Here is a 21,915-nt window from a genome sequence, read left to right as displayed (position 1 = left end):
GACACCAGTCGCCACCCAGTGCGTAGCCGCTGGCACAACAATAGGCAACCTTATGACCTCCAGTACCGCCGCATCCGTCATTGACCTGAACGTGCTGATGAAGCTTCGCTCGCAACTGGAGGCACAAACGACTGCGCAGATTCGCTTCGATGCGGCCACTCGCGCGGTGTATGCCTCAGAGGCATCCAACTACCGTCAATTGCCTATCGGTGTGGTAATACCCAAGTCCATTGAGGATGTCGTCACCGCGATGCGCTTATGCCGGGAGGCAAACCTGCCACTGCTGCCGCGCGGCGCGGGCACTTCCATGTGTGGCCAATCGGTAAACGCGGCGGTCATCATCGACACGTCCAAATACCTGAACCGCATCATCGATATTAATGCCCAGCGCCGGATTGCCCGCGTAGAGCCAGGCGTTATCTGTGACCAGCTCAAGACGGCCGCGGCCAAACATGGATTGACCTTCGGGCCGGACCCGGCCACCCACAGCCGCTGCACCTTAGGCGGCATGATCGGCAATAACTCCTGTGGTGCGCACTCGGTCATGGCCGGCAAAACGGTGGAAAATGTGGAGCGTCTGGAGATCCTCACTTACGACGGCGAGCGCTTCTGGGTAGGCCCGACAAACGAGGCGCAATACCAGGAGCACCTGGCGGCAGGCGGCAGGCGCGCGCAAATCGTGCGTGGGCTCAAGGCTCTGGCTGATCAGTACGGGGATGACATCCGCAGGATTTTCCCGACGATCAAGCGCAGGGTGTCAGGTTATAACCTCGACCAACTGTTGCCGGAAAATGGCTTTAACATTGCGCGCGCATTGGTTGGTGTGGAAGGCACCTGTGTGACGGTACTGCAGGCTGAGACGCTGTTGGTCACAAACCCGACTCATCGCTTGCTGGTGGTCTTTGGCTACGAGGATATTTTCCTGGCGGCCGACTCCGTTCCCCAATTACTTCCACTGGCACCCATTGCCATGGAAGGGTTGGACGATGGCATCATCGGCGGCCTGCTTGAGCGCGGCATGAAGGTTGACGATATTGCTGAACTGCCGACAGGCAATGCCTGGCTGATGGTCGAGTTCGGTGCCATGAACGATGCGGATGTATTGGCTGCGGCGACACGGGCACGGGACATCGCCGTATCATTACCGGGCCATCCCAGTGTGCGGCTGGTCACGGATGCGGCGTTGATGAACCGCATCTGGACCATCCGGGAGACCGGCGCATCCGCTACCTCTCTGGGGCTTGACCCCAACGAGCCCGACCCCACGGTTGGTTGGGAAGACGCCTCCGTTGAGCCCCATTTGCTGGGCCAATACCTGCGCGAATTTTCCCGCATGGTTGCCGGCTATGGCTACAAGACCAACTTGTATGGCCACTTCGGTGACGGCTGTATTCATTCGCGCATTACCTTCGACTTGAAGTCGCAAAAGGGCATCGATACCTGGCGGGCTTTTCTGGATGAGGCCGCGCATCTGGTGGTTCGCTATGGCGGATCGCTGTCCGGGGAGCATGGTGATGGCCAGGCCAAAGGCGAATATCTGCCTATCATGTACGGTGAAACCATCATGCAGGCCCTCGCCGATTTCAAGGCGATCTGGGACCCCCTGAATAAAATGAACCCCGGCAAGCTGATCCACGCCATGCCGGTGGATGCCAACCTGCGCATGGGGCCGGACTACACGCGCAAGGACGTCAGCAGTTTGTTCACCTATGACGCGCGGCTGGGTGACAAAGGGTTTGCCAGGGAGACCGAGCGCTGCATCGGCATGGGCAAGTGCCGATCGCCGGAAGGCGGGACGATGTGCCCCAGTTACCGCGCAACCAAGGAGGAGCGTTACTCCACGCGGGGCCGTGCGCGTTTGTTCTTCGAGTTGCTCAAAGGCGATGTGATTCAGGATGACTGGAATAACAAGGACATCAAAGACTCCCTTGACCTGTGCCTGAGCTGCAAGGGCTGCAAGTCGGACTGCCCGACCAATGTCGACATCGCGCGTTATAAGACTGAATTCCTGTATCGACACTACCAGCAGAACACTCGATCGCTGATGGACGCCATGATCGGGCGCATAGGCGAGTGGCTGCCCGTCGCCACCAAGGTTTCGCCCATCCTCAATTACGCCATGGGCAACGCTTTGTTCAGGACCGCAGCGGCGCTGTTTGGCCTGGCACCGGGCGTCAAGTTTCCGCCGATTGCCGGACAGAGCTTCAGGGCAAGCAAGACTGCCAGGCGCTTGCGTCAACATAAGGACGATGTCTCGACGACGGATGTGCTGCTCTGGGTCGACAGTTTCAACAACGGTTTCACCCCGGCAATCCTGGAGGCCGGGGTCCAGGTGCTGGAAAAACTCGGCTTTCACGTCAAGCTCATGCAGCGGCATATCTGCTGCGGGCGGCCTTACTACGATGTGGGCATGCTGGATCAGGCCAAAGCCAATCTTGAGGCGATCTTGACGCAGCTGGAGCAGCCGCTAAGCGCCGGTATTCCGGTTGTCGTTCTTGAGCCCAGTTGCCTGTCTGTGTTCAGGGACGAAATGCCTGGGCTTTTTCCGAATGACACCAGGGCAACGCAACTGACGAAATCGTTGGTGACGCTCAGTGAGCTTATTCAAAACCACAGCATTGAACTGCCGACAATCGAGGAAGACGTTCGGATCCATGGACACTGCCACCAAAAGTCGTGTGGCGGGCTCGGCGCCGAGCAATCGGTACTCAAGCAGTTGGGCGTTAAGGGCGGGATGATCCCCGCAGGCTGTTGCGGGGTTGCCGGGGCCTATGGCTACCATCAAAAAAGTGCACCCATCGCCAAGATAATCGGTGAGCAGGAGTTCAAGCCGCACCTGGATAAATTGCCCGAGGACGTCCGGGTTGTGGCCGATGGATTCAGTTGCCGGGGGCAAATACGCAACGTCAGTGGCCGACAACCGATGCACCTGGCGCAGTACCTGGCGATGATCCTGCGCTGAGGCGTAGAGCAGGCTTTCAAGGTGTGGAGAAGCACCCTGTCCAGAATAGGGCGATACCTTCGCTTATTCACCTGCCGTGTTTAAAGAATTAGAACGCGTGATGATTGAAAGGAAATGACGTGTGAGTGAATTCGCGGTTCTTAAATTAAACCTGCGTGAAGTTGTCGATCGCGATAAGTTGCAACTGGCTAACGTTCGTCTCGGTATTGCAACGTTATTGAGTCTGTTGGCGCGTGGGTTGAAACCCATCGTAGTCATCCAGGCTGAACAGGGCGAGACGCTCTATCGCACGGTGGCATCTCCCGCTGCACTGATTGGGCAAACCCGGCTGATTGCACATTGGGTCGCCGTGCTCGAAGACCATCACATCATGAGCGCGCAACTGGTGGTTGAGCGTTGCCGTGAAGGCAGTGATCGCCAACTTGTGCAAACGCTCGCCACGATAAGAACCCTGACGGACCTGGGCGTTATACCTCTACTTATTCATAACGAACTGACGTGGGTAACAGGTCGCTCCGAGGATAGGCAGTGGGACATTGCCGAGTGCCTTGCCGATAAACTTCGCGCCACTATTGAAGCGCCGAAACAGGAGCGGGAACCGGTCATGGAAAGCGACCGTATTATCGCCTGAGTGAAACCAGGCTCGATCAATGGGAGAACTATAAAACACTAATACGATGCCTTCGTACATCCAGAACTTCACAGCCTGCCTAATAAAAAAAACGGTGAATCTAATGTCAAAGATACAAACAACCATTGAGACCGGAGGACAGGCCGGCTCGTCGCTTGCCCCTGGATTGAAACAGCGGCATGTCACGATGTTATCTATCGCGGGTGTCATCGGCGCGGGGCTTTTTGTCGGGTCGGGCCATGCCATTGCGGCTGCAGGGCCTGCGGTGCTGCTTTCCTATCTGGTTGCTGGCACCCTTGTCGTGCTGGTGATGAGAATGCTCGGAGAGATGGCCGTTGCATCGCCGGATACAGGTTCTTTTTCCACTTATGCAAACCGGGCCATCGGACCCTGGGCGGGATTTACCATTGGCTGGCTCTACTGGTGGTTCTGGGTGCTGGTGATTCCCCTTGAAGCCATTGCTGCTGCGGCGATATTGCACGGCTGGTTCCCGGGCATCGATACGTGGGTATTTGCGCTAAGCATCACCTGCGGGCTGACCCTGACCAACTTTTACAGCGTGGCTCGTTACGGTGAATTCGAGTTCTGGTTCGCCCTGGCGAAAGTGCTGGCGATCATCGCGTTCATCGTGGTTTGCGCTATCGCACTGGTGGGTGGTTTTCCTGATCGTACGGTCAGCGGTATCGGTACACTGATCAACAACAACGGCGGCTTCGCGCCAAACGGATATGCCCCGGTATTGGGAGCTTTGCTCACGACGATGTTCAGCTTCATGGGCACTGAAATCGTCACCATCGCGGCAGCGGAGTCCCATAACCCCAGCAAGCAGATTGCGCGCGCCACCAACTCGGTGATCTGGCGTATCGGTCTGTTCTACATCGTCTCGATCTTCATGATTGTGTCGATTGTCCCGTGGAATGATCCAGCTCTCACTGTCGTGGGCTCGTACCAGCGAGCACTGGAGTATCTCTCCATTGCGAACGCGAAGTTCATTGTCGATATCGTGGTATTGGTTGCTGTTGCCAGCTGTCTGAACTCCGCTATCTACACCGCGTCGCGGATGCTGTTTTCCTTGGCCAAGCGGGGAGAAGCGCCGGCGTTTCTGAAGGCGACGACACTTGCCAAGGTGCCCCGTCAGGCGGTCATGGCAAGCACCGCCATTGGTTGCGTCACTACGATCATCAATTACTTCGCACCGGAGCGCCTGTTCTCATTCCTGCTGGCCACTTCCGGCGCGGTTGCGCTGCTGGTTTACCTGGTCATAGCGATCTCCCAGTTGCGCATGCGCAAGAAGTTGACGGCTCATGGGCACCGCATCAGTTTCAGAATGTGGCTGTACCCAGGGCTGACGTGGGCGGTCATCGTGTTCATCGTCGGCGCGTTGGGTGTGATGCTCACGTTGCCGGCGCATCAGGGCGAAATCCTTGCCACGGCCGGGTTGGCAGCCCTGGTGGTGATTACCGGTCTGGTCGTCAAACGACGCAGCCCATCCCCACCCTGGGTGCCTGACCTGGTCGTCCAGGAAGCACGTCGTTAACGTCGCGGTTGCATGAAACAGCCCAGGCCGGCGTGCGGTCTGGGCTTTTTGTGTGTGGCTGACTCGCTGCGCTGTTCAGTTACAGTACGCGAGCGGCCGTCTTCTCGATGGCATGTTTCAAGATCTCGATGAGGGTATCGATATCGGCCGTGGTGTAGTTCAACGACGGTGCAAACCCCAGGATGTCGTCGGAAAAGGCTCTGAACACCAATCCCTCGGTAAACGCATGCTTGAGCACTTGCTGTCCGAACTGCAGGGAGGCTTGCGGCTTTGATCGGGTCTGTTTGTCCGTCACGAATTCCAAGGCTGCCAGCATGCCACGGCCACGCACCTCACCGACGCAAGCCAGTGACTCCAGTTGCTTGAGCTTGCGTTGAAAGTAAGCGCCTACCTCCTGGCCATTCTGCAGGAGGCCACCTTCCAGATAGAGGTCAAGTGTTGCGTTCGCGATTGCAGCACTGACCGGGTGCCCTGCGTAGGTTTGCCCATGACCCAGGGCGGTTCCGTCACTACCGGCTGCGGCGATGGCGGCGTAGATTTGCTCGCTAATCAAGGTTGCACCCATTGGCGCGTAACCGGAGGTCAGGCCTTTGGCGAGCGTCATCAAATCCGGGCTCACTCCTTCCGATTCACAGGCGAACATCGGACCAGTACGCCCGAACCCAGTGATCACCTCGTCGACGATCAGTAAAATACCCAAACGATCACACGCGTCACGCATCGCCCTTAAAAAACCGTTCGGTGGAACGATTACCCCACCCGAGCCTTGAATGGGTTCGCAGATGAATGCAGCAACGTTCTGCGCGCCGATTTCAGCGACCTTGTCTTCCAGTGCCTTGACCGTGCTGCGCAGCACCTGGTGTTCGTCAGGGCCTTCTGGATGCCGATAGGTGTAAGGGGAGGGAATGTGGTGCTGTTCATGGGTGGGCACATCGAAATAGCGGTGAAACAAGGGTAACGCGGTTAATCCGCTGCCATTGGACGACGTGCCGTGGTAGCCGCGCTGCAGCCCTATGAACTGCTTCTTTTGCGGCCGCCCGATGGCGTTGAAGTAGTAGCGAACCAGGCGAATAGCGGTGTCGACCGCATCCGATCCACCTTGGCCGAACACCACTCGATCCAGACCTTTAGGCGCTATCGCTGCCAGCCGGGCTGCGAGCTGTATCGCCGGCTCGCTGGCGAAGTGAAAATAACCGGTGGCATAGGGCAGCGTTTCCAACTGACGCTGGGCCGCCCGCACAATGGATTGCTGCCCATAACCGGCATTCACACACCACAGACCGGAGAAGGCATCCTGCACACGTTTGCCATGAATATCGGTGAGATGGATACCCTCGGCGGACTTCCAGATACAGGGCCCCATCGCTTCATGTTCCAGCAAGGCGGTGACAGGATGAACCCAATGACGATCCTGGCGCAGCAGGCGATCTACGTCGTGCATATAAACTCCAATGACTATCGAGTCGTTTAACGGATGGATGGCATCAAACAAACTGTGCGCGGGGTTTCAGGCGGGACTTGAACCCGCGCCGCGTGACGGGCAGGAAACCGCTGAAGGAGGGGGCAGGGCGCGAATGGCGGCTTTATCGGACAGAGGCCTGCCGTTACCGACCGCGTGACACGGCGGTCGGCAATGCGCCCGTTAGGCGCGAAGGATCAGTCCAGCCCGCCTTGGCAGGTGTATTTGATGTGCATGTACTCTTCCAGACCGTGGGTGGAGCCTTCGCGCCCATAACCTGAATCTTTCACGCCACCAAAGGGGGCCGCTTCGGCCGCGAGGGCGCCCTCATTGATACCTACGATGCCGCACTCGAGTGCTTCGGCCACCCGGGTGACCCGGCGCAGGTCAGTCGTGTAGAAGTAAGAGGCGAGGCCGAACGGGGAGTCGTTGGCCCACAACAGCACTTCAGCCTCGGTGGTGAAGCGCGTGACCGGCGCGACCGGACCGAATGTTTCCTCCAGGAAGCACCTTGAGGCCTTATCCACATCGACCAGCACGGTAGGTGCGTAGTAGGTGTCACTCACGCACTCTTTCGACTGGATGCGTTTACCACCGGTCGCCACGCGCGCGCCGCGACTGACGGCATCCGCCACGTGACTTTCGATCTTTTCGATGGCCTTGGCATTGATCATCGGGCCAATCTGCGAGGCCGGGTTGGTCGCAGGGCCAACGACCAGCGCTGCAACACGTGCAGTCAGCTTGTCTACGAATTCATCGTAAACGCCGTCCTGCACATAAATGCGATTGGGGCACACACAGGTCTGGCCGCCGTTTCGGAACTTCGCGACCATCAAGCCTTCGATCGCGTCATCAATCGCGGCATCGTCGAAGACGATGAAAGGGGCATTGCCGCCCAATTCCAATGACAACTTTTTAAGCGTATCGGCGGACGCCCGCGCCAGGTGCTTACCGACGGGGGTGGATCCGGTAAAGGTAATCTTGCGAACCCTGGGGTCATTCAACCACACATCCGCGACGCTCCTGGATCTGGAGGTTACAACGATGTTCAAGACGCCGGGAGGAACGCCGGCCAGTTCGGCCAGCTTGACCAGGGCCAGGGACGTCAGAGGCGTTTCTGCCGCCGGTTTGCACACCACCGTACAGCCTGCCGCCAGGGCGGGCGCGATTTTACGGGCAATCATGGCTGCCGGGAAATTCCAGGGTGTAATCGCCGCGATCACACCCACGGCTTCTTTATGCGCAGCCATACGCCGTCCGGTGGCCGGAGACGGGATGATCTCTCCGTTGGCACGCGTTGCTTCCTCAGCGAACCACTCAACGTAACTGGCTGCGTAAGCCACTTCCCCTACACCTTCGGCCAGGGGTTTGCCCTGTTCCGAGGAAATGATTTTTCCCAGGTCCTGGGCATTCGCCAGGATCAGGTCGTTCCAGCGCTTGAGAATGTTGGCGCGTTGTTTCGCCGGTACCTTTTTCCAACCGGTGAAAGCCGCCGCCGCAGCGTCAACCGCAGCCTTGGCATCCACCTCATCACTGTCGGGGACGGTGGCATAGACCTCGCCAGTGGCCGGGTTGAGCACCGGCAGGATACGTTTGCTCCGGGCATCGCACCATGTGCCGTCGATGAAGTTCATCTGGCGCAATAGTTCGGTGTTTTCAATGACGAAAGACATGCTACCTCCATAATAATAATGACGGTTCAAGCGCGCTGTACCGCGTGCCTGAACGGGCGCGAAAGTCTCGCTAGGGCGCCGGCTGCCCATTGCGGATGCACCAGTTTTCACGGGGTGATTCAATTAAACCGATAAAAATATCAATCTCGTGTATGCCTAAGGCACCGAGGCGTTTGATGATCTCTTGGTAAAGCATTTGTTTGGCAACATCTGTTCGCCCCGAAAACAGTTGGATCGTAATAAGAATGAAGTTTTCCGAACTGTCCGGTGGTGTAAAAAACCACTTGGGGTTGTGCTCTACATACCGCAGCTGCCGATCTGATGCGGGCACATTGAATGCATTCAACTGCGCCTCGTAGACCGCCTGCAGCAGTTGCTCTATTTCATCATCGGTTCGTTTGCGACAGGTTTCGATCAAAGCTAATGGCATGGCAAACCTCCAGGTCGACTCATCTGTAGAGTAGAGCGCGCGGTAAATTCGAACTACAAATACGGCATAGGAAAAACTGGCAGTTCTCTCCTATGACAGGCAGCAGGGTCGGTGTTTATTGATAGAGCATCGCGCTGATGTCCAGGTCTGGCGTGCGGCCCGCGATCAGATCGGCCGTCACCTTCCCGCTGCCGCAGGACATGGTCCATCCTTGAGAACCGTGGCCGGTATTGAGGAACAGGTTGGTGATTTGGGTTGCGCCAAATAGCGGGTTGCCGTCCGGTGTAGCGGGGCGCAGGCCGCACCACAGCTCAGCCTTGGAGTAATCGCCAATGGTGGGGAACAGGTCTTTCGCGGCCTGGGTCATGTAGCGAAAGTCGTCGCGTGAAATACTCATGTCATAGCCGGTGAATTCCGCCGTTGCGGTCAGGCGCAAGCGATCTCCCAGCACGGAATATGCCAAAAGATTGTCCTCGTCCAGCCCGCCCATCGTCGGGGCTTCATCAGGCCGTTCGATAGGGACTGTCATGGAGTAGCCTTTGACCGGAAAAACATCGATTTTTACCCCATGGTTGCGCAGTAGAATCGATGAGTAAGACCCCATGGCAACGACAATAGCGTCTGCTGCGATCACCCCTTTGGATGTGCTGACGGCGCGCACTTTCCGGTTGTCGATATCCAGGCCCAGAACTTGGGTGTTGAACATGAACTTGACCCCGCGCTCGGCACACACTCGTGCCAGTTCGGCGGTGAACAGCCGAGCGTCGCCCGTTCCGTCAGACGGTACGTAAACGCCTCCCACCAGTTTATCGGCGACAGGTTTGAGTGCGGGCTCAAGCTGTGCGACACGTGCTGCGGATACTACTTCAATGTTCAATCCGGCTTGCTCCAGGACGCGCATCTGGCGCAAGCCTTCTTCCATCGAATGTTGCGTCCGATAGACATAAAGAAGACCTTTGTCGACGTGATGGAACTGGATTTGGGTATCGTTCACCACCTCTTTCATGACCTCCTGAGAATAGGACGCCAATCTCAGGCGAGTGGCTGCGTGTTTGTCTGCTCGCGCTCTTGGGCATTCGCAGAGAAACTTGATGAGCCACGACCACATTCTTGGGTCTATCTTGGGCGCAATGCGCAATGCCTGGTCATTTCGAAAAAATGATTTCATCATGATGCGTGGCGCTGCAGGACTTGCCCACGGGTAAGAGTGGCCTTGGCAAAGCAGGCTTCCGTTTGCAAAGCTTGTTTCCATAGCCGGCGCGGACTGGCGATCAATCACCGTGACGTCATGACCATCCCGAGCCAGATAGTAGGCTGAAGGAATCCCGGCAAGACCTGCACCCAGCACCAACACTTTCATAATCAAACCCTTTGAATGGTTACGTCGTTATCGTTTGGCCGTGACGACAGGCCATGGCTTATTGCGCGCATTGCCGGGTATAAACCGAACACTTCAATGCCATTTGATTATGCGCATCTGCTTATTATTTTTTATTCGAAACATTATTCGCGACGATGCAAAATCGCTTTTAAACCCAGTATTAAAGTTATTTTTTTCGACGTGGCGGGCTTAGTCTGTAGTGACTTTTAACGGAGGTCATTTCATGAGCGCTGTATTTATTGACTGTACGCCTGAGCTTAAAGCCCTGTTTGAGTCCGGCCGCCTGGTCAGCCCGCAAGACACTTATATACATGTTGGCGATCCGACTGCCGTGGATGTCATTGCGTTGTGTCAAACCGCCCAGGTCATGTTGGTCGAACACACGGCCATCACGGCACAGACCCTGGCTGCATGCCCGCATCTGAAAGCCATCGTTTTCATGGGCACCGGTGCTGGTGCATACCTTCCTCTGGAATGGGCAAAGGCTAACAACATTGCCGTGAGTACCACCCCCGGTTATGGCAGTACGGCGGTGGCGGAACATGCCATGGCGCTGACCTTTGCGGCGGCCCGCAAGTTGGGGCCAATGGTCAAGGACATCGTTCGCGGCGTATGGCTGCCACGGGGCGGCATGCAACTCAAAGGTCGCAAGGTTGCGGTGATCGGTTTCGGAGAGGTCGGTCGCTGCTACGCCGAAATGGCCTCGGCACTGGGCATGTGCGTTTCAGCGTGGAATCGTACGCCGGTCGATACCGCCTATTTTGAGGCGGACATAGAGCGGGTGCTTGCCGGGGCAGAGGTCGTTTCACTGCACTTGGCCCTTAATGCCGACACCGCCGGCTTTCTCAATGCTTCGCGCCTGAGCCTGCTTAGCCCTGGAGCGCTGGTAATCAACACCGCTCGCGCCGGGTTGATCGATCAGGATGATCTTGCCCAGGCGCTGCAGTCCGGTCAGGTCGGGCACGCCGCGCTTGACGTGTTCTGGCAGGAGCCGATTGAGGCGAATGATCCGTGGTGTGATGCGCAGAATGTAACGCTGACCCCGCACGCCGCGTACATGACCGAAGAGGCCTACATCGAGCTGTGGAAGCGCACGTTGAAGGCGATGGACGCTCACATGCCCCGCTAGGGTTATAAGGCATTTGCGCACTACAGAAGTGCCTGTAAATCGACGCCCTCTCTTCGAAAGACTGTCTTGGTCACAAAGAACGTATGGAATCGCGCAACGCCGCATTCGCTTTGTAATAGCTCATCCATGATGGCTTGATATTCAACCACGCTTTTGCAGATGAGCTTCAACACATAATCTATTTTCCCGGTCACCATGTAACATTCCTGTACGTCGGGATATTTGCAAATGGCGGCTTCAAATCGCTGAAAGCTCTCCTTACGATGCTGGTCCAGCTCGATCTCGGAATAGATAGTCAGTGAGTCCGCAATCTTGGCGATATTCAAGGTTGCGGAATATCTCAAGATGTAGCCACTTTTCTCAAGGCGTTTGACCCTGATGTAGCAAGGGCTTGGTGAAAGGTTGACTCTTTCCGCAAGGGCCGCATTAGTCAGTGAACTGTCCTTTTGCAGTTGGGCAAGAATGCAAATATCTATGCGGTCAAGCCTGGTCAGGTCATGCATCTCCATTCGCCTCTCTGGTGAGCGCCGCCCTCGGCGCATGACGGGGTGTCGATGCTGCAATGCAAAAGTCGCCAACCGAGGCGACTTATGCTGATTCATTTCCGCTCGAAGAGCGCGATGAATCAAATACTGGCTTCCAGCGCCAGCTCAAATATAGTCAATGCGGCCGCGACATCGCTCTCGGAGGTATTGAGTGGGCAGAGAAAGCGCACAATGTTTCGGTGGACGCCGCATTTGATCAGCAGCAGCCCACGCGACCGCGCCTGCTCGATCACTTTCTGTGCAAGGTCGCTGTCGGGCGCTTTGGTGCCTTCGTCAACGACAAACTCAACCGCGGCCATCGCGCCGAGGGTGCGCACATCGCCAATCTGCGGATGGCGATTCTTTAAACGTTCGAAGCCAGTCATCAACTGCCGGCCAATACCTTGGCTGCGCTCCAGCAGATTCTCGCTGGCGAAAATGGACAGGACCGCGAGGCCAGCGGCACATCCCAACGGGTTACCGCCGTAGGTACCGCCCAAGCCGCCAGGTGCAGGGGCATCCATGATGTCTGCCTTACCCACGACCCCGGACAACGGAATCCCGCCCGCCAGGCTTTTTGCAACCGTGATCAGGTCGGGCTGGATGCCTGAATGCTCAAACCCGAACATCTTGCCGGTGCGGCCAAAACCCGTTTGAATTTCATCACAGATGAGCACAATGCCGTGACGTGTAGTCAGTTCCCGCAGCGCTTGCATGAACGCCGGTGGGGCCGCCACGAAACCGCCGTCGCCGAGCACCGGTTCAATAATAATGGCGGCCACGCGCTCAGGCAAAATCTGAGTGTCGAAAATGTCCTGAAGTGAGGCAAGTGCCCGTTCGGTCGTGACGCCGCGGTACTCATTGGGGTAAGTCGCGTGATGAATGTCAGGTGCGAAAGGGCCGAAATTCTGTTTGTACGGTTGGCTGAAACCGGTCAGCGAGATCCCCAGCAGCGTACGGCCGTGGAAGCCACCGCGAAAGGCAATAACCCCGGAGCGCCGGGTGTGGCTGCGGGCGATCTTGATGGCGTTTTCCACGGCTTCAGCACCCGTCGTCAGGAACACGGACTTATAGGGCTCGCCCGCGCCTATCAGTGCGTTCAGCTTGCCTGCCAACTCGACATATGGTTGATAAGCGCCCACCTGAAAGCAGACGTGAGTAAAGCTGTCGATTTGCTTCTTGATGGCATCGACGACGGCGGGGTGGTTATGACCGACGTTCAAAACGCCAATCCCTCCCACGAAATCCAGGTATTTCTTGCCATCGGTATCCCAGACATAGCTGCCGGCTGCACGGCTGATAATGATCGGGTGGGCCGATGCTACGCCGCGAGAGACGTTAGTTTCTCGTGCTGCCAGAACAGGGCTCGAATTAATATCACTCATTCCAAAAACTCCGTTAATTGTTCAACTCGCACAGGTAGCGCCTGCCGCTAGTTATCAGGTGGCGCCGTTGATACAAATAGCCAGCGCTGGGTAATAAGCGACGGCCCTCCTTTAGTTCGCGCAGTACGGCGATCTAAAAATAGAAAAAATAAATAAAATGCGCAGGGGCCAGTGAGGCGGTGGAGGGCGATTTAGTTGATGCCACGTTTACGTGGCATCCGCCGAGGGCGCTCGACTATCAGCCCACCAGTTTCTTATGGGCTTCGACCATGTCCGCCATGCTGATAAAGCGGAAGTCATACTTGGCTTCTGTGGCCGGTACATGGGTTGCACCGAAACCTTCCTTGCCATGACGGCGATGAATCCACGCCCCCGCCAATCCGGCAGCTTTGCCTGGAACATGGTCGTGGTACAGGCTTTCAGCGGTGTGCAGAACGTCGCTTTTCGCGATGCCGGCCTTGGCTAACAGGTCGATCATGTAAGTGAAGTTATTCGGGTTCGGTTTGTAGGAACCTACATCCTGAGCCGTCACGATATGATCGAATTCAACCCCTAGCTTCGCTTCGCTGAACTTGAATTCAGTGCGGTCGATGTTGGAAAGAATAACCAGCTTGTAATGCTGTTTCAGGTAACGCAGGGCTTCTGCCGAGTCGGGGAATGTCGGCCAGTCCTTGACTGACGTCGCGAACGCTTCGCGTTCGGCGGCGATGGGCTCAAGCGCCCACTCCGTGGCAATACGGTCATACACCGCAGCGAGAATGACGGGGTACAGAGCGCCAGGCGTCAGGGTCTGCTGGGGTGACTCATGACGGCCAAATACTTCCAGAATCTGTTCGCGATCAAGCCCTTTGCCGCTGCGATCGGCCAAAGGCTGAAGGCCGTTCACAATGCCGGTCTCCCAATCGATCAGGGTGCCGTAGCAATCGAATGACAGTGTAGTGAAGTCAGTAAGTTTCATTGCTTTTCCTTTCAATGTAGTCATCGGTATCACGTAGTGTTTTATAAACCGACGCCAATCGGCGTCGGTGTGCCGTTAAAATACTTTTTGTCCCGGCGTAACGGTGCGTTCCGGTTTAAGAAATACCACCTCGCCAGGCGCTGTTTCTGCGCCGAGCATCAGTACTTCCGAGGCAAAGCCCGCGATGTTTCGCGTCCCCAGATTAACCACGCAAACAACATATTCACCCACGAGTTCCGCTGCCGAATAAAGTCGGGTGTATTGCGCACTGGTGGTTTTTACACCTAACTCACCCATGTCGATCCAGAACTTATAGGCCGGTTTCTTTGCTTTATCGTTTACTTCAACTTTGATCACTTGGCCGATTCGTATGTCGACACTGGAAAATGCTTCGTATGGCGTCATACATCACTCCTGACATTAATTGCGAGTCTGCACGGATGCCTTGCCGCACCGGCTCCCCGCTGTTGGCCTTTGTTACGTTTCACAATCATAGGAACTGTCAAATGGCCGATCCACCTACGAAAGGCAGCAGGTACTTGAAGGTTTATCCTGCTTTATGCATGAAGAAGATGGGTTTTCAGGTTCGGCGTCTGTCGGCCTGACGTTCAGGTCGACCGCAGGCAATCTCTGGCAAGGCTCATCGACGCGCGAAGGGGGGATGGAACCGCGTTAATGGTTTGAAAAGTAGGATGCTTTCCTGAATATGTCCTATTGTAGGTAGGTGTTTCTGCGCTTTTGTGCGGTTTAAAGTGAAATGCCCGATACACCCGTAATCGTGCTGCTGCCGCACCTCAGTCGACCCTCCACTCGTGGACACGCAATGAAACTATCTACCGCACTAGAGCAGACCATCCTGCGGCAAGCCACCGTAGTGGCCGGAGCCAATGGGCTGGATCGGCAAATTGCCTGGGTTCATATTATCGATCACCCCGATATCACCCAATGGTTGAAAGTGGGGGACGTGCTGCTCACCACGGGCTACAACTGGCCCCGGGATGATGAGGAAAGTCGGGTACTGGTGCGAACACTCAACGACCTGGGGCTTGCTGGTGTAGTGCTGGCGGTGCCGCATTTTCGCGAACACTTTTCCGAAGCCACCATCGCGCAAGCGGAGCAGTGCAACTTTCCGCTGTTGGAGTTGCCGTGGGAGGTGCCTTTCAGCGAAATCACCCAAGAGATCCTGGCCAAGATCATCAACTTGCAAACCGAGATTATTCAGCGTTCGGATTTGATCCATCGCAAGTTGACCCGGGCCGCCATCGAAGCCGATAACCTCGATAGCCTGGGCAGTGCGCTGGCCAGCGCACTGGAGATGTCCGCGCTGGTGGTCTCGGCGTCGGGGGACATTTTGAGCGAGCATGATATCGACACGAACGAGCAGTTCGAGCGCGACCTGATTGCAAAATTCATCGCCGAACGTCCCCTGGAACATCGCTTCGATGAAGCGCAGACGTTGTCGATCAACCTGTCGGATACCCGGCCGCGGTTCAGGCTTGGCTGTGCCATATGGCTGCAGGGAGAGGTTGCCGGTATCGTTTGGCTGGAAAGCGCCAAGGATCAATTCGAAGAGCTGCATTCCCGAGCGCTTGAACACTCCGCGGTAATTGCCGCGCTTCATCTTTCTCATCAGCGAGAGTTGCTGGATCAGGAGACTCGGCTGGGGCATGCACTGGTTGCGGGACTGCTGGAGGGCAAATTCCCGGAAACGCCGAGCGCTATCGAGAGAGCACTGGTATCGGGGTGGAGTGAAACTCGTGATTACAGGATATGCCTGGTGCTGTTGGACGAACCTATCCCGCTCAGCCTGGAAGGCTTCAAACGGCGCAAGGAAAAAACCGCGCGCATTTTCAATTTAATGATTTCAAGCAGCGTTTCTCCGTTGATTTCAGTGTCGCTGAACCAGATCAGCTTCATCATCCCGGCGACGCTCGCACCGGAGACGATCTGGAAACAGTTGCGTCACGAAGGGGGAGCGATGGCAGTCAGCCGGGTGCATCGAGGCGTTTCAGGCATGGCTCAAGGGGCCGAAGATGTGGCGGCGTTAGTGCCCTTATTGCGACCTGGACGTCTTCATGTCTTCAACGAGGTTCTGTTTCCCCGTGCCTTGATGGGCGATAAGAAAGCCAGGGGGATGCTGATTCAGCGGTTGATCGAGCCGCTGGCCAATCGAAAGAACGGCACTATGCTACTGGAGACGGTATGCGCATTATCCAGCGAAGGTTTTCAACTGGCCAACACCGCCAAAGTGCTGGAGGTACATATCAGCACCTTGCGATACCGTTTAGCGCGTATCGAAAAACTGCTGGACATCTCACTGGAAAATCCGGAGTCGCGGTTTCAAATTCAAGTCGCTGCAGAAATGTATCGCTTGGAGCATGACGAGTGATAAACCGCATCGAATCGGTATCCAGAATGGGCGGTCATTCACCCTGGGCCTCGTTTCCTATGGGATGTTTGACGCTTGGCCATAACGCTTTTACTCGCGGCATTGCAGCAGATCAGACAATCACGTTGCCTGTCTTTTCCGTGATCAGTTTTTTATGGCTCTCGACCATTTTTGCCAAGCTGATAAAACGGAAATTATAGGTGGCTTCAGTGGCCGGGACATGAATCGCGCCAAAGCCTTCTTTGCCGTGGCGACGATGGATCCATGAGCTCGCAAGTCCAGCCGCGTTGGCCGGTACGTGGTCGTGATACAGGCTTTCCGCGACGTGAAGGATCGATTTTTTTTCGAACCCCATTTTCCCCAGGGCGTCCATCAAGTATGCAAAGTTTTTGGGGTCCGGTTTGTAGGAACCGACGTCTTGAGCTGTTACGACGCAGTCGAATTCAACGCCCAGTTTCTCTTTACTGAACTCAAATTCACCGCGGTCAATGTTGGATAAGATGGCAAGCTTATGGTACTGCTTGAAGTAGCTGAGCGCCTTGATCGAATCGGGAAATGGTGGCCAGTGCTGGACGGACGTTCCGAACGCCTCGCGCTCTTGTTCATCGATCTCGGCTTTCCATTCCTTCGCTATACGGTCGTACACTTTGCGCAAAATATCTGAATACAGTGCCGTCGGCGTGGCTTTTTGCTGCGGGGACTCGTGCCGACCGAACACCTCAAGAATCTGATCGCGAGTAAGGTTTTTTCCCGAGCGTAGTACCAGCGGCTTCAACGCATTGAATATGCCGCTTTCCCAATCGATCAATGTGCCGTAGCAGTCGAAGCTAAGGACCTCGAAATCTGTCAGTTTCATGCTCAACCTCTCATAAATAGGCAGCGGGAATGGTTGTTGGTCAGCCTCATCCTGAAGTTGGTCCCACCTCAACAAAGACCCTCTGGCCGAGCATACCCTGTCAGTCGGCTCGCATCACCAGGTGCACAGCTGCGCGTGAGGACTGCCTACGCTGCACGCGCGCCGGACCGGTGCTTCCTGTGCCTTCAAGCCGGCCGCTTGTCTTTCTTTTACACGGACCTTGATCCAACACATGACCCAGCAAGTCTTGAGACACATAGGCGCACCTTTACTTCGATGGTGGTTGTCGTGGAGCGGGCAAAAGTACTAATGGGTCATGATAACGCTGCGCGTTTGAAGGTATTACCTAGAAATAATAGGAAAGTAGAGCGATTCTTTCCCTTGTCTCGCCCGATTATGGCGTGCGCTCGCTGCCCGATTTACGTGACGCCAGGCGCTCGGTACCAGGGTTGAACAGCGACACATAAAGCACAGGGATCAACCCCAGCGTCACCAATGTTCCCAGTGCGAGCCCACCCATCAGCGTGATCGCCATGCCTTCCCACAGTGGCCCGGCAAACAGCATCAGCGGGATCAGCCCGATGATGCAGGTCAACTTGGTCATGACGATGGGGCGCAGACGTTTCACGGCCGCGCTCACCACCGCCTCATACACCGGCAGGCCATCGTGGATTTCCGCCTCGATTCGTTCCAGCAGCAACACGGCGTTGTTGACGATGATCCCCGCCAGGGACAACAGGCCGAACGTGGCCATGAAGCCAAACGGGTAGCCGGTGATCAACAGCGCGACCGCAACACCGATCAATACAAAGGGGATTGCCGAGACCACGATCAGCAGCTTGCGGAACGAATTGAATTGCCAGACGAACAACAGCAGCATGGCGATCAATGCGTGGGGCAGGTACTGCAACAGCGCCTGGTTGGCGTCTGCCGAGTCCTCGATTTCGCCGCCCAACTCGATGCGGTAGCCCGGCGGTAAGGCCAGCGCAGCCACCTGTGGCGCCAGTTGCTCGACAATGGAGGTGGCAGTCAGAGAAGGGTTGTGCCCGACCACGGTGATGCTGCGTTCCTGATTGCGGCGGATCAGTGTGGAGGGTTCGCTAGACGCGGCGATGTGTGCAATGGCCGTCAGGGGCAAAGGCGTCGAGCCGTCGGCCGGATAGACCAGAATGCCGCGCAGATCCGGCGAGTCGTGGTTGGTCACAGCGGGTTCGCGCACCACGAGGGGTACGCGGGTTTCGTTATCCTGCAGCGACGATACCTGAACGCCGCCGAAGTGCAGTTGCAAGGCCTGGGCAACGGCCTGGGTGTCCACCCCGGCACGGCGCGCGCGGTGTTGATCGACCTCGACGGTATAGCGCTCCACGCGCGTGCTCCAGTCATCGCGCACATCCAGCGTGCCCGGCACGTTACGCAGAGCCTTCTCAATCTGGCCGGCCAGCGAGCGCAGTCGGTTCTCGTCCGGGCCAATCACACGATAAATGGCGACACCGGCCTCGGTGGTTCCCAGGGAAAACCGTTTGGGCTCGGCGCGCAGCTCAGGGTGTTGTTTGAGCAGATAGCGACGCATATTGCCCATGACCGCTTCGATATCCGTCCCCGCCTTGACGCTGACGGTGAAGTAAGCGGTTTCCGGTGCCGGCAACGGCGGGTTGAGGCCCAGCACGATACGCGGCCCGCCATCGCCCACGTAGCCGATGCTGTCGACCACCTGCGGTTCCTTGCTCAGCCACAGGCTGATCTCGCGCACGCTTTGCAAGGTCTTGCGCGAGCCGCTGCCGGGCTCCAGGGTGATGGGCACCTGAAACTGCAACCGGTCCGACTGGGGCAGGAAGTCATAGGGCACACGCATCAGTTCGAAGAGGGCGGCAGCCAGTAGCACCAGCATGGCCATCAGAAACAGCGTCTTGTGCCGCAACACCCGGCAGATGATGGCCCGATAGCCACGGTAAAAACCGCTGTCGTAGTTGCCCCCTGACGCCTCGTGGCGCGTAGCTTTGGCAAAATACAGGCACAACAACGGCGTCACCGTGATGCTCAGTAACCACGAACCGAGCAGGGTAAGTGCCAGCACGATGGCCAATGAGCGCAGGTATTCATTGGTGCTGGTCTGGCCAAGAAAGAACGGCGAGAAGGCCAGCACGATCACCAGCGATGAGGTCAACAACGGTATTGCCAGGGTGCGTCCGGCTTCTTCGCAGGCCAGGCGCCGTTCCTCACCGGCATGCAACCGGCGTTCGATGTCCTCGGCAATCACAATACCGTTGTCCACCAGCAAGCCGAGTGCGAGGATGATCGCGGCGATCGATACGGTTTGCAGCTCCACCCCCAGCATGCGCATGGCGATCAACGTACCCAGAATGGTCAGCGGTACGATGGCGCCCACCACCAGCCCGGTGCGCCAGCCCAGGAACAGCATGACCACGGCCATGACGATGACCACGGTCTCGATCATCACATGCTTCATCTTGGCCATTTGCTGATCGACCACATCGGCCTGGAACGTCACCATATGCGCCGAAAAGCCTAGCGGCAGTTGCTGTTCCAGCTGCGCCAAACGCGCGCGCAAGGCTGCGCCGAACTGATGAATGTTCTGCCCGGCAGCCATGGATACCGCCAGCACCACCGCGTCCTGGCCCTGGTAAACCGCGGCGGTCTGGGGTGGATCGGCAGCCATCACCGACACCTGCGCTATGGCACCTAGAGGTACGCTTTGCGCGCCGCCACTTGAGTCAGGCAGTTGGATGGGCAACTCGCGCAGTTGATCCACACTGAGCAGTTCGCCGGTCACGGTGAGGGTGGTGATCTGCCCGCCAATGTCGGCGATGCCGCCTGGCGCCAGCACATTCTGTTGCTGCAATTGCTGGAACAGTTGTTGGGGAGACAAACCCAGGCCCGCCAGGCGCTGCGGGTTGAAATCAATCGATAGCTGTTGGTCCTGGATACCGTACAAGGTGACCTGGCCAATGCCGGGTAGTCCGCCCAATTGATCGCGCAGGCGCTTTAACGGCCCGCGCATCTCGCTCATGCTGTAGCCCGGCGCCGTGACGGCAATGGAGGCGACAGCGACGCGCCCGAAATTGTCGTCGACAAACGGGCCTTGGGCGCCCGGCGGAAAGCCGGGACCCGCTTCGGCGACTTTATTGCGTACCTGTTGCCACAGCACCCCGAGGTCCTTGATTTCATCGCGAGCCGTCACCTGGATCACCACGCTGCCGGGGTGGATGGTGGTCACGATGTTTTTGATCTGCGACAGCTCGCGCAGTTTTTCTTCCGTTGGACGCGCCAGCAGTTCTTCGGCACGTTCGCTGGGCAGCCCGGGGTACTGAATACTCACCAGTGCGTCGCGGATGGTCACCGAGGGTTCTTCCTGGGTCGGGAAGCTCAGGAACGTTGCCACGCCTGCCAGCAGAATCAGCAGGGCGGTGAACAGCGTCAGGCGGCTCGCACCCAGGGCATGACGGGTCAGGTTGATCATTCGGATGTGCTCAAACGGCTGGTGGGCGAGAGCAGGTTGACGGGCTGGCCGTCAGTGAGAAACGCGACGCCCGTGACGACCACCTGTTCGCCGCCTTTGAGGCCTTTGTCGATGGCGACACGGCCCTGATCGATCAGGCCGATCGTAATGTCACGCAGGGCGACCTTGCCCTGGGCTGGGTCATAGACGAATACCTGCACCTGGCCGGCATCACCGCCCATGCGCAGGGCCTGGGTAGGAATGGTCAGCGCGAGCGGGGCGGGGTCCGCCAACCGCACGTTGAGGCTTATGCCGCTGGGGAGCACGATGTCGTGGGCGTTCAGGTGAAAACGTGCGCTTTGCAACAGGCCATTCTGCGCACGCGTCGACAAGCCCTCCAGTACCAGCGGCAGGGTGGAGCCAGGCGCGGCCGGGTCGGCTGCGACGGCGTGGTCGCCAGGTTTGAGGCCGGCGGCCTGCTCCACCGGGATTTGCACGATGACCTGCAACGCGCCGCTGGCTTCCAGCTCCATCACCACTTGGCCTGCCGATAACTCGCTGTACAGCTGCGCGGGTCTTGCCACGACACGGCCGTCAAATGGCGCAATCAACTGGCCCTGGCGTTGATCGCGCCGCACCAGGTCCAGAGCCGCCTCATCGGCGGCCTGCTGTGCGACGGCCTGCTGCCAGGCTGCTTCGGCTTGTTCCACAGCACTGGCCGCCACGCTGCCCTGGGCATACAGCTGTTGCTGGCGAACCTTGTTGCGCTTGCGCTCGTCGGCTTGTGCCACGCCAGCGAATAAAGTGGCCTGCGCCTGTTTCAGGCGTAACCGGACGGCGGCCGTGTCCAGGCTCGCCAGCACCTGGCCTTGTTTCACCGCATCGCCGACGTCGACATTCAACACCATCAATCGGCCCGCACCTTCAAAGGCCAGGGCAGCGCGTTGGCGTTGGCGAACCACACCCGTCAACGGCGCGGTATCGGCCCCTGCGGCGTGTACGGTGGCGACTTTTACCGACCTTACAGCCGGCTCCGGCACAGCTTCCTCGCGCGAACAGGCCGCCACCATCAGGCAGGCAACACCGAGCATCAGGGGAGGGCCCCAAGGACGAAACAACTGAGCAAAACCCTGCATGCCGGACG

Annotated in this window: 16 protein-coding genes; 5 read left to right on the top strand and 11 right to left on the bottom strand. The window is 57.4% G+C overall.

The annotated features are described in order from the left end of the window. Nucleotides 1-52 precede the first annotated feature (52 nt). From SC318_RS14165 to gabP, 3 genes are all read left to right on the top strand, one after another. A complete protein-coding gene (locus SC318_RS14165; RefSeq protein WP_320427276.1) occupies nucleotides 53-2,962 on the top strand; it encodes an FAD-binding and (Fe-S)-binding domain-containing protein in 2,910 nt (969 codons plus the stop codon). A gap of 121 nt (nucleotides 2,963-3,083) precedes the next feature. Beyond that, on the top strand, nucleotides 3,084-3,593 hold the full coding sequence (locus SC318_RS14160) for an amino acid kinase family protein (protein ID WP_320427275.1): 510 nt from the start codon (nucleotides 3,084-3,086) through the stop codon (nucleotides 3,591-3,593). A 103-nt stretch (nucleotides 3,594-3,696) separates the two neighbouring features. Further along, the gene (gabP, locus tag SC318_RS14155) at nucleotides 3,697-5,130 is read left to right on the top strand and encodes a GABA permease (protein ID WP_320427274.1); all 1,434 of its coding nucleotides are present in this window, start codon (nucleotides 3,697-3,699) and stop codon (nucleotides 5,128-5,130) included. A gap of 79 nt (nucleotides 5,131-5,209) precedes the next feature. Here gabP and SC318_RS14150 read toward each other — a convergent pair whose 3' ends face one another. The 4 genes from SC318_RS14150 to SC318_RS14135 form a co-directional block, all read right to left on the bottom strand. Further along, the gene (locus tag SC318_RS14150; protein ID WP_320427273.1) at nucleotides 5,210-6,571 is read right to left on the bottom strand and encodes an aminotransferase class III-fold pyridoxal phosphate-dependent enzyme; all 1,362 of its coding nucleotides are present in this window, start codon (nucleotides 6,569-6,571) and stop codon (nucleotides 5,210-5,212) included. Nucleotides 6,572-6,786: 215 nt separating this feature from the next. Next, nucleotides 6,787-8,262, bottom strand: coding sequence for an NAD-dependent succinate-semialdehyde dehydrogenase (locus SC318_RS14145; protein WP_320427272.1), 1,476 nt, complete (start codon nucleotides 8,260-8,262; stop codon nucleotides 6,787-6,789). A gap of 70 nt (nucleotides 8,263-8,332) precedes the next feature. Next, on the bottom strand, nucleotides 8,333-8,692 hold the full coding sequence (locus SC318_RS14140) for a tautomerase family protein (protein ID WP_320427271.1): 360 nt from the start codon (nucleotides 8,690-8,692) through the stop codon (nucleotides 8,333-8,335). Between the two features lie 115 nt (nucleotides 8,693-8,807). Further along, nucleotides 8,808-10,052 (bottom strand): D-amino acid dehydrogenase, encoded by a 1,245-nt coding sequence (locus SC318_RS14135; protein WP_320427270.1) that lies wholly within the window; start codon nucleotides 10,050-10,052, stop codon nucleotides 8,808-8,810. A gap of 244 nt (nucleotides 10,053-10,296) precedes the next feature. On the opposite strand from SC318_RS14135, the gene SC318_RS14130 reads away from it, so the two are divergent. Next, nucleotides 10,297-11,202: a 2-hydroxyacid dehydrogenase gene (locus tag SC318_RS14130; protein ID WP_320427269.1), complete on the top strand. Its 906-nt coding sequence runs from the start codon at nucleotides 10,297-10,299 to the stop codon at nucleotides 11,200-11,202. A gap of 20 nt (nucleotides 11,203-11,222) precedes the next feature. On the opposite strand, the gene SC318_RS14125 is transcribed toward SC318_RS14130, so the two are convergent. The 4 genes from SC318_RS14125 to SC318_RS14110 all read right to left on the bottom strand — a co-directional run bounded on the left by SC318_RS14125 (nucleotide 11,223) and on the right by SC318_RS14110 (nucleotide 14,474). Continuing rightward, the gene (locus tag SC318_RS14125) at nucleotides 11,223-11,705 is read right to left on the bottom strand and encodes an Lrp/AsnC family transcriptional regulator (RefSeq protein ID WP_124386048.1); all 483 of its coding nucleotides are present in this window, start codon (nucleotides 11,703-11,705) and stop codon (nucleotides 11,223-11,225) included. Nucleotides 11,706-11,827: 122 nt separating this feature from the next. Beyond that, entirely contained in the window at nucleotides 11,828-13,111 is a 1,284-nt protein-coding gene (gene gabT / locus SC318_RS14120; RefSeq protein ID WP_320427268.1) for a 4-aminobutyrate--2-oxoglutarate transaminase, read from the bottom strand. 238 nt (nucleotides 13,112-13,349) lie between these two features. Continuing rightward, nucleotides 13,350-14,069 (bottom strand): L-azetidine-2-carboxylate hydrolase, encoded by a 720-nt coding sequence (locus SC318_RS14115; protein ID WP_320427267.1) that lies wholly within the window; start codon nucleotides 14,067-14,069, stop codon nucleotides 13,350-13,352. 75 nt (nucleotides 14,070-14,144) lie between these two features. Further along, nucleotides 14,145-14,474 (bottom strand): tRNA-binding protein, encoded by a 330-nt coding sequence (locus SC318_RS14110; RefSeq protein ID WP_320427266.1) that lies wholly within the window; start codon nucleotides 14,472-14,474, stop codon nucleotides 14,145-14,147. Between the two features lie 418 nt (nucleotides 14,475-14,892). Here SC318_RS14110 and SC318_RS14105 point away from each other — a divergent pair, with 418 nt between their 5' ends. Beyond that, entirely contained in the window at nucleotides 14,893-16,458 is a 1,566-nt protein-coding gene (locus tag SC318_RS14105; RefSeq protein WP_320427265.1) for a PucR family transcriptional regulator, read from the top strand. Between the two features lie 112 nt (nucleotides 16,459-16,570). On the opposite strand, the gene SC318_RS14100 is transcribed toward SC318_RS14105, so the two are convergent. From SC318_RS14100 to SC318_RS14090, 3 genes are all read right to left on the bottom strand, one after another. Continuing rightward, nucleotides 16,571-17,314: a haloacid dehalogenase type II gene (locus tag SC318_RS14100; RefSeq protein WP_320427264.1), complete on the bottom strand. Its 744-nt coding sequence runs from the start codon at nucleotides 17,312-17,314 to the stop codon at nucleotides 16,571-16,573. Nucleotides 17,315-17,708: 394 nt separating this feature from the next. Continuing rightward, nucleotides 17,709-20,792, bottom strand: a complete 3,084-nt coding sequence (locus SC318_RS14095) for an efflux RND transporter permease subunit (protein ID WP_320427263.1) — start codon at nucleotides 20,790-20,792, stop codon at nucleotides 17,709-17,711. Then, nucleotides 20,789-21,907 carry an efflux RND transporter periplasmic adaptor subunit gene (locus SC318_RS14090; protein ID WP_320427262.1) on the bottom strand — a complete coding sequence of 373 codons (1,119 nt, stop codon included), beginning with the start codon at nucleotides 21,905-21,907 and terminating at the stop codon, nucleotides 20,789-20,791. The genes SC318_RS14095 and SC318_RS14090 overlap by 4 nt, the downstream gene beginning before the upstream one ends. Nucleotides 21,908-21,915 lie beyond the last annotated feature (8 nt).

Source organism: Pseudomonas sp. MUP55 (assembly GCF_034043515.1).
Classification (GTDB): Bacteria; Pseudomonadota; Gammaproteobacteria; order Pseudomonadales; family Pseudomonadaceae; genus Aquipseudomonas.
This window is presented reverse-complemented; position numbering and strand designations above follow the sequence as displayed.